Origin of the sequence: Kocuria sp. ChxB, assembly GCF_044359605.1 — a bacterium.
Classification (GTDB): domain Bacteria; phylum Actinomycetota; class Actinomycetes; order Actinomycetales; family Micrococcaceae; genus Kocuria; species Kocuria rhizophila.
In genome coordinates this window covers 2169508-2182256 of record NZ_CP121123.1, presented here as the reverse complement: position 1 = coordinate 2182256, position 12749 = coordinate 2169508, and the positions used below count along the sequence as shown (strand labels likewise).

Sequence of the window (12749 nt, the reverse complement as noted above, 5' to 3'; positions counted from 1 at the left end):
TTCAACGAGCGGAATAGCTGCAGCCCCGGTGACGGTCGGCGAGGCTCGACGCGGTTGCTCAGGTCTCCTGGCCTCAGCACCTGTCAGGGCATTCCCCGGTGTGGCTGTCGGGCGATGGGACCGCGACGTCGTCCGGCTCGGTAGCGCAGGATCTGCACGGCACTGGCCGCAGCGATACGCATCGGAGCCTGCCGGTCGAGCACCCGCCGGGGGTCCTCGGTGAGCAGGGCAGCGGGGGTTGCGAACCGCCGTCGGGCGGCCAGGGCACCCAGCAGGTCCACGCGGTCCGCTCCATGGCGCAGCAGACGCAGCACCTCGACGTCGGCGCGGGAGAGACACCCCTCCGCACCGGGAGCGAGCGCCAGCAGGTCGTTCACCGTTCGGAGGACGGTCTCAGCACGCGCTTCGTCCCACTCCTCCGACCGCACCGCAGACTCCACCGCGGGGCAGCAGTTCACGCGGAGGCACTTGAGAATGTACGACCTCCGCAGTGACGGCGCAGCCGCGAACCACGGCTGGGCTTCGAGTCGCAGGGTGGCCTCCACGCTCCGGCGCACCGGAACCACCTGGCCCGAGACCCGGTCTGCGGCATCCGCATGCATCAGCAGTCCTGGCCCGCCCGGCGCGTAGTCGATGCGCTCCGCCGTGGCGTAGAGCCCGACGACGAAGGACTGGTCCTCCCCCGTGGCGACCGACTCGTCAAACTCCAGTCCGCACTCTCGCACCACGGCGGTCCTCACCAGACCGAAGGCGGTGCTGCGGTAGCTCAGCCGATCCTTCACCGGGTCCAGACGGGAGCTGCGGAACGGGCGGAGGATGGGGGTGATGTCCACTCGATGGCCCGTGTGGTGCTGGAAGGGGATCACGAGGTCGCTGCCCCTGCGCTCGGCGATCCCGAGCCACCGGGTCACCGCGCCCGCGTCGAGGGTGTCGTCGCTGTCGAGGAAGCTGATGTAGCGTGCCCTGGTGCGGCGAAGGGCTTCGTTGCGGGGCACCGCCGCCGTGCTCCCACGGTCCTCGCACTCGATCACCGTGACCGCTGCGCGCTGCTCAGCGGACAGGACGGCCCGGACCTCGTCAGCGGACACGTGGTGCGCCACCACCGTCACGCGGCACTGCCCCGGGCGGGCTCCTCGGCTCGCACGAAGCGCGGAGGACACGGCGCGTTCGATGGGACGTGATGTGGAGTGGACGGGAATGACGATCTCCACGAGCGGATCACCTGAGTGCTGGGCCATGCCGTCAGGATAATTCAGTATCCGGAACCCGAGCTGGGGACACTCCGGGGGGGGTGTCCCTATGTTCCGAGTCAAGCCGCGAGAGCGGTTGGTTCGGGGGTAGGGGCGGTGGGTGGTTGGTAGTAGGTGCCGTTGCGGAGCATCGCGAAGATGACGTTGCAACGACGACGGGCCAGGCAGATCACGGCGGCGTTGTGTCGTTTTCCTTCGGCTCGTTTGCGATCGTAGTAGGCCTTCGAGATCGGGTCGCGATTCGAGGCGATCCACGCGGAGTAGAACAGTGCGTTCTTCAATCGTTTGTTGCCCGAACGAGCGGGGAACTCACCACGGATCGACGTCCCTGATCGCCGTGTGATCGGGGCGATGCCCGCATACGCGGCCAGGTGGCCCGCGGTCTCGAACCCGGTGCCATCGCCGATCGCGAGGAGGATCTGGGCTGCGGTCTTGATGCCGATCCCCGGCATGCTCATCAAGACCGAGGCGAGAGGGAAGTCCTCCAGCATGGCCTCGACTTCGTGGGCGACCGTGGCCCGTTGCGCTTTCAACTCCTTGACCTGCCCGGCCACCCTGGGGATCACGAGCTCGACCGCCGCGGTCGCCGGCACTGTCACGGTCTGCTCGCTCAGCGCCGTGAAGATCTTCTCGACCAGCGCAGAGGGATCGCGGCGAGAATGGGAACGAGCGAACCTCAAAACCCGCCCGCCCAGCGGACGTGAACCCGGTGGGGCCTCCGAACTTCTCTAGCAGCTCCAGCACGAGGTCGGTGGAGAGGGTCCCGCCGGGGAAGACACGTTCTAGTGCGGGGTGGATCTGGGTGAGCAGCGAACGGATCCGGTTCAACGCCCTGGTGGTCTCGTGGGCGAGGTCCTCGTCGAACCCGGCGAGGACTTTCAGCGCGGAGAGGACCTCGTTGTCATGGTCGACCTGCCGCAGCGTGTGGGGCATGGTGCGGGCGGTGTCGGCGATGATGAACGCGTCTCTGGCGTCGGTCTTCGATCTTCCCGGATACAGGTCTGCTGCTTTTCGCATAGCTAACCCGGGAAGATACGCCACAGCGCAGCCGGTGTCTCTGGCCACCGCGATCGGCAACGCCCCGATGGTGTTGGGCTGGTCCACGACCATCAGCACCTCACCACGCTCCTGCAGGCTGGTGAACAACTCCCGCAGCTGGGTCTCGTCCTGCGGGAGGGGTTTGTCGAACAGTTTGTGCCCGGTCGCATCCAGCGCGCACCCGTGGTGGGCGGTCTTGCCCACATCCAGGCCGATGATTACCGCGAAACGGTTCTCCATGATGAGCCTCCTTGGCGCACCATCGCTGGTCGCAGTCTTGACACCCGATGCCGGCACCCACGTTACGAAGAGACCTCGCCACCACGGCGGCGGGCCGTGTCCCTATCAGCGGTCAACGCGTGTCTCTCGACCGGGCGGCAACACCCCCCGGACCATCAATGGCAGGGCAACAAAGCCATACCCGGCCGAGCGACCAGACCCCCGACCATCGGAGGCACTCACAAGGTAACGGGCGGCGGCCCCGGCCCGGTCGGGCACTCAAACCGCTCAGCCCTGTGCCGCGAGCACGAACGGCAGCACGGCCTCAGCACCGGCCAGCCGCAGCTGCTGCGCCGCGACCGTGAGGCTCCAGCGGCTGTCCACGAGGTCGTCCACCAGCAGGACCACGGGACGCCCCGAAGCGCTGAGCTGCTCCGTCACGTCCGGCGGAACGGTGAACCGGTCCCACACCTCGGCAAGCCGGTAGGCACTGTTGCCCCCGTGGCTGCCCCGGGGGACGTCGGGATTCAGCTCCAGCGCGCCCCAGAACGGGAGGTGGCCCGCCGACGCAATGCCCCGTGCCAGGGAGTCCACCAGCTGCGGTCGGGACTGGGACGGCATGGCCACCACGGCCGTGGGCCGCTGCTGCCAGTCCCACTGCGACAGCACCGTGAGGGCGGCCCGTCCGAGGTCCCTGGTGACCTGGGAGTCCACCGGCTGCCCGTTCGCGTCCGCGCGGAAGATCTCCCGCAGCCGGGCCCCCCAGCCGAGATCGGTGAGGCGCGCCACGGCGCGACCGCGCTCCGCGCGCTCCGTCTCCGGGATCTTGCCCTTCACACGGATGCCGAGACGCTCCATTCCCGTGGGCCACTGGGCGCGCGGCTCGAGGGGGACACCGGCGCGGTGCAGGGCGGCATCCGCCGCGGAGGAGAGCTCGGGATCGACGTCGGTGGGGTACCACGGCCCCGCGCACACGTCGCACCGCCCGCACGGTTCCCCCGAGGGGTCGTCGAGCTGGCGCGTGAGGAACTGCATGCGGCACCCGTCCGTGACCTGGTAGTCCAGCATGGCCCGCTGCTCGGCCTCCCTGGCGCGGCCCACACGGTCGTACCGCGGAGCGTCGTAGTGCCACGGCCTGCCGGTGCTCTGCCATCCCCCGCCCACGCGTTCCACGGCTCCGTCCACGGCGAGCACCTTGAGCAGCAGCTCCAGCGGCGAGCGCTTGATGTTGACGCGGGGCTCCAGCGCCGCGACGGACAGCGGCCCGCCGTGCTCCGCAAGTGCGGTGAGGACGGCGGTGGCCTTCTCCTCGGTGGGCATGGACGCGGTGGCGAAGTACTCCCAGATGTCCCGGTCCTCGCGCCCGGGGAGCAGCAGGACGTCCGCGGTGTCCGTGGCGCGCCCGGCACGCCCCACCTGCTGGTAGTAGGCCACGGGGGACGACGGCGCACCGAGGTGCACCACGAAGCCCAGATCGGGCTTGTCGAAACCCATGCCGAGCGCGGAGGTGGCCACGAGGGCCTTGACCTGGTTGTCCTTCAGCGCCGCCTCGAGGTCCTCCCGCTCCGCGGCGTCGGTGCGGCCCGTGTAGGCGGCCACGCGGTGACCCGCGTCCGTGAGGGCCTGGGCGGTGTCCTCCGCCGCACCGATGGTCAGGGCGTAGATGATCCCGCTGCCCGGCAGCTCGTCCAGATGGGCCAGCAGCCAGGCCAGCCTCGCCGAGGTGGAGGGCAGGCGCAGCACCCCCAGCCGCAACGACGCGCGGGACAGCGGACCGCGCAGGGTGAACACCTCGCCCCCGTACCCGGAGCCCACCCCCAGCTGCTCCCTGACGTCCTCGATCACGCGCTCGTTCGCGGTGGCCGTGGTGGCCAGCACCGCCACGGAGTCCGGCAGCTGCGCCAGCATGTCCTTGATCCGCCGGTAGTCCGGGCGGAAGTCGTGGCCCCAGTCCGAGATGCAGTGCGCCTCGTCCACGACCAGCAGCCCCAGCCGGTCCATGAGCTGAGGCAGCTGCTCGTCCCGGAACCGCGGGTTGTTGAGCCGCTCCGGCGAGACCAGCAGGACATCCACCTCACCGCGGTCCAGGGCACTGGAGATCTCCGCCCACTCGGTGGGATTGGCGGAGGAGATCGCGGCCGCTCGGACCCCGGCACGCTGGGCGGCCGAGACCTGGTCCCGCATGAGCGCGAGCAGCGGGGAGATGATCAGCGTGGGCCCGTAGCCCTGCGTCCTCATGAGCAGCGCGGAGAGGAAGTAGACGGCGGACTTTCCCCAACCAGTCCGTTGCACCACGAGAGCCCGCCGGTGCCCCTCCACCAGCGCCGAGACGGCCTCGAACTGGCCCGGGTGGAAGTCCGCGGACGGATTGCCCGTGAGGTCTCTCAGGTGCCCCAGGGCACGGGCTCGCAGATCGGACGGGGTGGACGGCTCGGACGGAGTCATGTGCTGCAGTGTCGCAGGGGGTCCGGACACGCACAACGAGCGGCGACGGCACGGCGTCGAGCAGCGGTCGCGAGGAGATGGCGGGCGCGCGGCGCACCTTAACGTGATGCGCCCGCTGCGCCCCGGCCCGTTCCCCCGAACGGGCCGGTGTGGGCGCAGCGGACGCACACGCCGGCAACCGGCGCGGATCAGATCCGCTCGAAGCCTGTGCCCCGTTACCTTGTGAGTGCCTCCGATGGTCGGGGGTCTGGTCGCTCGGCCGGGTATGGCTTTGTTGCCCTGCCATTGATGGTCCGGGGGGTGTTGCCGCCCGGTCGAGAGACACGCGTTGACCGCTGATAGGGACACGGCCCGCCGCCGTGGTGGCGAGGTCTCTTCGTAACGTGGGTGCCGGCATCGGGTGTCAAGACTGCGACCAGCGATGGTGCGCCAAGGAGGCTCATCATGGAGAACCGTTTCGCGGTAATCATCGGCCTGGATGTGGGCAAGACCGCCCACCACGGGTGCGCGCTGGATGCGACCGGGCACAAACTGTTCGACAAACCCCTCCCGCAGGACGAGACCCAGCTGCGGGAGTTGTTCACCAGCCTGCAGGAGCGTGGTGAGGTGCTGATGGTCGTGGACCAGCCCAACACCATCGGGGCGTTGCCGATCGCGGTGGCCAGAGACACCGGCTGCGCTGTGGCGTATCTTCCCGGGTTAGCTATGCGAAAAGCAGCAGACCTGTATCCGGGAAGATCGAAGACCGACGCCAGAGACGCGTTCATCATCGCCGACACCGCCCGCACCATGCCCCACACGCTGCGGCAGGTCGACCATGACAACGAGGTCCTCTCCGCGCTGAAAGTCCTCGCCGGGTTCGACGAGGACCTCGCCCACGAGACCACCAGGGCGTTGAACCGGATCCGTTCGCTGCTCACCCAGATCCACCCCGCACTAGAACGTGTCTTCCCCGGCGGGACCCTCTCCACCGACCTCGTGCTGGAGCTGCTAGAGAAGTTCGGAGGCCCCACCGGGTTCACGTCCGCTGGGCGGGGGCGGGTTTTGAGGTTCGCTCGTTCCCATTCTCGCCGCGATCCCTCTGCGCTGGTCGAGAAGATCTTCACGGCGCTGAGCGAGCAGACCGTGACAGTGCCGGCGACCGCGGCGGTCGAGCTCGTGATCCCCAGGGTGGCCGGGCAGGTCAAGGAGTTGAAAGCGCAACGGGCCACGGTCGCCCACGAAGTCGAGGCCATGCTGGAGGACTTCCCTCTCGCCTCGGTCTTGATGAGCATGCCGGGGATCGGCATCAAGACCGCAGCCCAGATCCTCCTCGCGATCGGCGATGGCACCGGGTTCGAGACCGCGGGCCACCTGGCCGCGTATGCGGGCATCGCCCCGATCACACGGCGATCAGGGACGTCGATCCGTGGTGAGTTCCCCGCTCGTTCGGGCAACAAACGATTGAAGAACGCACTGTTCTACTCCGCGTGGATCGCCTCGAATCGCGACCCGATCTCGAAGGCCTACTACGATCGCAAACGAGCCGAAGGAAAACGACACAACGCCGCCGTGATCTGCCTGGCCCGTCGTCGTTGCAACGTCATCTTCGCGATGCTCCGCAACGGCACCTACTACCAACCACCCACCGCCCCTACCCCCGAACCAACCGCTCTCGCGGCTTGACTCGGAACATAGGGACACCCCCCGGCACTGGCTTCGTTCCAACGCCACACGGAGGCTCCGAACACACCACACCCCCCAGCGTGGTGGACGTTCGGATCAGCGGCGGCACAGGCGGCCCGTTTTCCCCCCGGTCATGACCGCACCGCACCATCCAGCTCCGTGTTGCGATGTCTTCATGCTGGCACGCACCCACCCGTATTTCCACCGGTTGCGAGTGCGCCCCCGAACCATCCCCATTTTGTGGACAAGCCGACCATTTCGCATGTTTGCCCAGGTCAGGCCGACCTTTCGCGAGACCGGACAGCGCACGGCGCAGCCTCGACCGCACGGGACGTAGCGCAAAGTGGGGACAGCCTCACCCCCTCGGCGCCGGTGGCGCTTCCTGTGGCACGGGGGCAGACTCGACCTCGTGAAGATGACAGTGACCCGCACCGGACCGGCACGCACCTCGGACGCGTGGGAGCACTACGAGCGCCTCGACCTGTGGACCGCGTGGGCACCGCACCTGACGAACGTGCGGGCGGACTCCGAGACGCTTCTGCCCGGCACCGAGGGCACGGTGCGGGCGCTGCGCGTGGTTCCCGTTCCGTTCCGCGTGCTCTCGGTGCAGGCCGCTCAGGGCCGCTGGTCGTGGCGGGTGCGCCTGGGACCGCTCGAGCTGACGCTGGCGCACTGGGTCTCCCCGTCCTCGAGCGGCGGCACCCGCGCGGGAGTCACGGTCCACGGACCGGCCGCGGTGCTCGTGGCCTACCGCCCCCTCATGGGCTGGGCGCTTTCGAGACTCGTCAGGGTGGGCACCGGGCGCTGACCGCGGAGGTCCGGCGGTCCCGGCGCCACGGACCAGGGTGAGGGCACCGGACTCCCCACACGCCGCCCCTCCCGGGCAGGAGCACCACGGCCTGGGCACTGGCCGTGAGTGGGGGCCGTGGCCAGAGCAGGGTCTGTGACCCTGGGCATGCGCACGGGCGAGGCCGCAGCTCCCGGAGAACGACGCCGCGTGCCGCGCAGCGGCCGGACATGGAACGTCCCGCGCCGGTCGGGACCGGCGCGGGACGGGTGGTGCGCCCTGTGGGGCTCGAACCCACGACCCATGGATTAAAAGTCCACTGCTCTACCAACTGAGCTAAAGGCGCGTGCTCGCCGCCGGGTCACCCCGCGCACGAGCAGCCCCACTCTACCGCAGCACCGACCCGCCGCCAGTTCACCCGTGCGCAGCCCGGGCCCCCAACCGCGCCGGGCCCTGGGCCGGGGAGGCGGCCGTGCGGCGTCGTCGTCCGGGGCCCGGCGCGCCGGGACCGCGCAGATGTGGGACCCTGGAGGCCGAGAAGAGCGCGGCGTGCACGGCCGCGGTCCACCCCGGCGCACCAGCCCACCGACCCCCGAGGAACACCCATGAGCACCGTCCCCATGTCCAAGCTGGGCCCGTCCCCGGTGACCGAGTACCTGCGGCGGGTCGTGGCGGAGCTGCGTGAGGTTGAGGGCGGTGCGGTCAACACGTCCATCCCGGAGCTCGCCGGAGCGGATCCCGGGACCGTGGGGATCGCGGTGGCCACCGTGGACGGCGCCCTGTACCAGGCCGGGGACACCAAGCACGAGTTCTGCATCCAGTCCATCTCCAAGGCGTTCACGTACGCCCAGGCGCTCACGGACCGCGGAGCGGACGGGGTGTTCGAGAAGATCGACGTGGAGCCCAGCGGGGACGCGTTCAACGAGATCTCCCTGCAGCCCGAGACGGGGCGCCCCTCCAACCCCATGATCAACGCCGGGGCGATCGCCGCCACCTCCCTGGTGCGCAACACGTCCCACGGGACACGCATGGAGCGGATCCTGCGGCTGTACTCGGCGTGCGCGGGGCGCCGACTGCGGATCAACAAGAACGTGCAGGCCCAGGAGCGCCGGGCCGGGGACCGCAACCGGGCCCTCGGGTGGCTGCTGACCTCGCGGGGCATCATCGACGGGGACCCCACGGGTGCCCTGGACGACTACTTCGGCCAGTGCGCGGTGATGCTCAACTGCGTGGACCTCGCGCGCATGGGCGCCACCCTGGCGGCCGGCGGGCGCAACCCCGTCACGGGAGAGCGGGTGCTGGAGCCCGCCGTGGTCTCCGACGTGCTGTCCGTGATGAGCACGTGCGGCATGTACGACGACGCCGGACGGTGGGCGCTGCGCGTGGGCCTGCCCGCCAAGTCGGGGGTCAGCGGCGGCGTGATCGCGGTGCTCCCGGGTCAGCTCGCGGTGGCGGTGTTCTCCCCTCCCCTGGACCGGCACGGGAACTCGGTGCGCGGTGTGGCCGCGTGCGAGCGCCTGACCCAGGACCTGGACCTGCACTTCGCACGCACCGAGCGCAACGGCCACTCCACGGTGCGCTCCGAGTACACCCTCGCGGAAGCCCCCTCTCTGGTGCGCCGCAACGAGGCCGCCAGCCAGGTCCTGGAGCAGCACGGTGAGGACGCCCGGATCATCGAGCTGCAGGGGGACCTGCGGTTCGCGGGGGCGGAGACCGCCGTGCGCACGGTCCGCGACGCCGCCCGGCGCTCCCAGTACGTGCTCGTGGACATCCGGCAGGTCGACGACATGGCGCGGTTCGTGATCCCCATGCTCTCCCGCACCGCGGAACAGGTGGAGAGCACCGGGCACCACATGGTGCTGATCGCGGAGAAGAGCAACGAGCACACCCGCGGGATGGAGCACCCCATGACGGTTTTCGCCACCCGCGCGGAGGCCCTGACGTGGGCTGAGGACAGGATCCTGGAGCAGTTCGGGGACCCCGACTGCATGCCGGACAACGTCCACTCCACCCGCTCGGAGCTGCTGAGCACCCTCGCCGAGGACGACGTCCGCCAGATCCGCTCCCACACCGAGGCCGTGGAGTGGGACGCCGGGACCACGCTTCTGCGCACGGGTCAGAAGTTCAGCGGCGTGTACATGGTCACCTCCGGCAGCGTGGAGGTCTCGCGCCGCTCTCCCCAGGGGGACCGCGTGGAGCTCGAGGTGATCGGCCCCGGCATGAGCTTCGGCGAGATCGCCCTGGGCACCGAGCTGCGCTACCTCGTGAGCTTCACCGCGCTCACCCACGTGACCGCACGCCGACTCTCCCCCGAGGCCATCACGCGCATCGAGGAGCAGGACCCCGCCCTGGCCCTGCGCTGGTGGCGCGCGGTGAGCCAGCAGGCCATGCTGCGCCTCGAGGAGCGCTGGCGGCAGCAGGCCGGCGAGACGTACACCGCGGACTGAGCCGGGCGGCGTCGTGCGCGCCCCGGACGACGCCGCCCGCGCACCTGGTCTGGCCCGGTCACCCGGCATGCACCGGAGCGCCCGGCCTGTGGGCGGGCGCCTGGTCTGCGCGGGTGCGTCCGACCTGCGCACGGGAGTGCGCGGCCTGCACGGGGCGCGGGGGCCCCACGGGCCCGACGGCGCCCGGGGTGCGCCCGCGCCACGGCCCACCGTCCGCGCCGGGGGACGCCCCCGGGCCGGTCGGACCGGACGACCCCGGGCGTACACTCGGGCGCATGTCCGAACGCCGCATGCACCACTCACCCGTGAAGTTCTCCCCCGAGAAGTTCGAGGCCCACGAGGGCGGGACGGACCCCGCGCGGGTCTCGGAGGCGGCGCACCTGGCGGCGCAGGCGCTCGTGTCCAGGGGGCGGCGCTCCCGCGACCCCGAGGTGCACGAACGTCTCGTGCGGCTCACGGACGAGCAGGGGCTGGACGGGATCGCCGAGATGTGGGCCGAGGCCCCGGCCGTCTCCCTCCCAGGAGCGCTGTGGCGGCTCTACGCGCTGCGCGCGGCGGCCCGCACCGATCCGCATCGCATGGGACGGTGGTTCGCCACGGGCCGCCACGCCGCCCAGGTCTCGAACGTGGTCGCGGGCGTGGCGGACCCTCCAGGCGCGGAGGAGATCTGCGACGTGGCGGACGTCATCCTCTCCGGGGCCTTCGACGGCGAGTTCGACGTGGCCCTCGAACGGTTCGCCGCGTTCTGCCGTGTGATCGCCGTGGGCCAGGAGCACACGCTGGACGCACCCGGGCTCACCGTGGACCGTCCGTGGGAGCGGATCCCCCGGCTGCTGCGCACCGCCGACGAGCTCGACGCCGCCGCGCGGGCCTGGCGCCACGGCCACCTCGAGTGACCGGCACCCACCGGGCGCCCAGGTGCCTCTTCCCGGCGGGCACGGTCCGGTGGCCGCGCCTTGGCCGGTGCGACACACCGTTGGTGATCGCCGGCGAGCGCGGCCCGGTGGGTGCGCTCCGGTTGGTGGGCCCCCGGGGGCCGGCGCTAAAATGATGAGCAGGTGTCGGGCCGTGGCAGCCCCGGGCTCCATCATTCAGCCGCTACGAGCGGCCTTCCGCCGAGAGGCGCTCCCGGTCCGGCACCGCTTCCTCACCGGTTCGTGGCGAATCCGACCGGTTAACCTTCGTTGGGTAGCATGACGCCGAAACTTCACGGTGCGTAACCCAAGGACGGACGGATGGCCTTTCGGATCTTCCCGGAGGACGAGCGGGTCACGGACCTGCTGGTCCAGATGAGCCGATGCGTCGTCACCGCGGTCGAGCAGCTCTCCGAGCACGTGGGGCAGGTGGACAAGGTCTGGGAGCAACCGCTCACGGACCTGCTGGAGACCGAGGACCGCTGCACCAACCTCTACTTCTCGCTGATGACCACCACTCGTTCCTCGTACGTGGTGCCTATCCCCCGCCAGGACGTCTACGTCCTGGGCCACTGGTTGCTGCGCTCCGTGCAGTGCCTCGTGGCGTGCGCCGAGCTGCACCGCCAGTACAAGGTGGAGCGCCCCAGCTCCCAGGCCACCGAGCAGCTGGCCGTGATCCAGCACATGGCCCACATGACCTGCAAGGCCATGGGGCGTCTCACCAGCATGGACGAGCTGGACGACTACTGGTTCGAGATGATGCGCCTCACCCGCCAGGCGGAGCGCACCCAGCGGGCGTACCGGGCCCGCCTCATGGAGGACTACAAGGCCGCCCAGGCGATCCGCCGCATGGACACCGCCCAGCAGCTCTTCGACGCCGCCCAGGCCCTGGGCCAGGTCTCCTCCGAGGTGGGCCGGATCCTCGTGGCGGAGTACTGACCCGTCATGACCGAGGTGCTGGCCTTCGCGGGCATCCTGCTGACGCTCGCGTTCACCGTGATCAACGGTTTCCACGACGCATCCAATGCCGTGGCACTGCCCGTGCGCTTCAACGCCCTCACACCGCGAGTGGCTCTGTGGATGGGGGCCGTGTTCAACCTCGTGGGTGCCCTCCTCGTGGGGATCGTGCTGACCGACATGATCACCTTCGAGATCCCCGTGCCCCTCAACGGCGTGGGGACGGTCGCCCTGATCTGCGCGCTGCTCAGCGCCATCGGCTGGGACCTGCTCACCTGGTGGTGGCGCATGCCCTCCTCCTCGACCGCGGCGATAGGCGGCGCCCTCGTGGGATCGCTGCTGGGCGCTCGTGCGGTGGGACTGTCCGGCGGCGACCTCTCCCTCGGTCCGTACCTCTCGTGGAACGTGGTTGCACCTCTCGTCGTGGCGCCGATCATCGCGTTCGTGCTCGCGTTCCTGCTGGTCATCCCCATGGTCCACCTGGTCAAGCACCAGTCCCCGGGCCGTGTGGGCTTCCGCGCGGGCGTGGTGCAGGCCACCGGCGCCGCCGCCATCCACTTCGGCCACGGGATCCAGCACGCCCGCCGCACCCTGTGGCTGCTGGTCCTGCTGCTGCTGATGGCCGGTGAGGGCGGCTCCCGGGACGGCATCCCCGTGTGGCTGAGCCTGCTCGTGGGCCTGTGCCTGGCGTTCGGCACCCTGCTGGGCGGCTGGCGCATCTCCTACACGCTGTCCTCCCGCGTGGTCTCCCTGGACCCGCTGCGCGGGGCGATCGCCCAGACCGTCTCCGGCACGCTGCTGTTCCTGGGCGCCTTCCTCTCCCCCATCCCGCTGTCGAGCTCGCAGACGAGCACCGCAGCCATCCTGGGCGCGGGCTCGGCCCAGAAGTTCCGCACCGTGTACCACTCCACCCTGGTGCGGGTCCTCGGCACGTGGCTGCTCACCGTGCCCGTGTGCGGCGTGGTCTCAGCGGTCCTCTTCCTCGCCGTGTCCCCGCTGATCCCCACCCCGGCCGGCTGACCCTCGC

Annotated in this window: 8 protein-coding genes, 1 tRNA gene and 1 pseudogene; 6 read left to right on the top strand and 4 right to left on the bottom strand. The window is 70.3% G+C overall.

What is annotated here, in order from left to right; translation table 11 throughout:
• Positions 1-83: 83 nt before the first annotated feature.
• The 3 genes and pseudogenes from P8S73_RS09650 to P8S73_RS09640 all read right to left on the bottom strand — a co-directional run bounded on the left by P8S73_RS09650 (position 84) and on the right by P8S73_RS09640 (position 4952).
• Positions 84-1238, bottom strand: a complete 1155-nt coding sequence (locus tag P8S73_RS09650; protein WP_208546787.1) for a glycosyltransferase — start codon at positions 1236-1238, stop codon at positions 84-86.
• A 71-nt stretch (positions 1239-1309) separates the two neighbouring features.
• Positions 1310-2528: pseudogene (locus tag P8S73_RS09645) on the bottom strand (IS110 family transposase).
• A gap of 267 nt (positions 2529-2795) precedes the next feature.
• On the bottom strand, positions 2796-4952 hold the full coding sequence (locus P8S73_RS09640; protein WP_191550737.1) for a RecQ family ATP-dependent DNA helicase: 2157 nt from the start codon (positions 4950-4952) through the stop codon (positions 2796-2798).
• Positions 4953-5396: 444 nt separating this feature from the next.
• Between P8S73_RS09640 and P8S73_RS09635 the strand changes: the two genes are divergently transcribed.
• Positions 5397-6617 (top strand): IS110 family transposase, encoded by a 1221-nt coding sequence (locus tag P8S73_RS09635; RefSeq protein WP_019311302.1) that lies wholly within the window; start codon positions 5397-5399, stop codon positions 6615-6617.
• A 415-nt stretch (positions 6618-7032) separates the two neighbouring features.
• Positions 7033-7425, top strand: a complete 393-nt coding sequence (locus P8S73_RS09630; protein WP_035885296.1) for a hypothetical protein — start codon at positions 7033-7035, stop codon at positions 7423-7425.
• 249 nt (positions 7426-7674) lie between these two features.
• On the opposite strand, the gene P8S73_RS09625 is transcribed toward P8S73_RS09630, so the two are convergent.
• Positions 7675-7750: transfer RNA gene (locus P8S73_RS09625), tRNA-Lys, on the bottom strand.
• A 259-nt stretch (positions 7751-8009) separates the two neighbouring features.
• On the opposite strand from P8S73_RS09625, the gene glsA reads away from it, so the two are divergent.
• The 4 genes from glsA to P8S73_RS09605 all read left to right on the top strand — a co-directional run bounded on the left by glsA (position 8010) and on the right by P8S73_RS09605 (position 12742).
• Positions 8010-9851 (top strand): glutaminase A, encoded by a 1842-nt coding sequence (gene glsA / locus P8S73_RS09620; RefSeq protein WP_135010767.1) that lies wholly within the window; start codon positions 8010-8012, stop codon positions 9849-9851.
• A gap of 275 nt (positions 9852-10126) precedes the next feature.
• Positions 10127-10747: a hypothetical protein gene (locus tag P8S73_RS09615; protein ID WP_019310525.1), complete on the top strand. Its 621-nt coding sequence runs from the start codon at positions 10127-10129 to the stop codon at positions 10745-10747.
• Positions 10748-11086: 339 nt separating this feature from the next.
• Complete coding sequence (locus P8S73_RS09610) at positions 11087-11704, top strand: hypothetical protein (RefSeq protein ID WP_019310526.1); 618 nt, start codon at positions 11087-11089, stop codon at positions 11702-11704.
• 6 nt (positions 11705-11710) lie between these two features.
• Positions 11711-12742, top strand: coding sequence for an inorganic phosphate transporter (locus P8S73_RS09605; RefSeq protein ID WP_039101054.1), 1032 nt, complete (start codon positions 11711-11713; stop codon positions 12740-12742).
• Positions 12743-12749 lie beyond the last annotated feature (7 nt).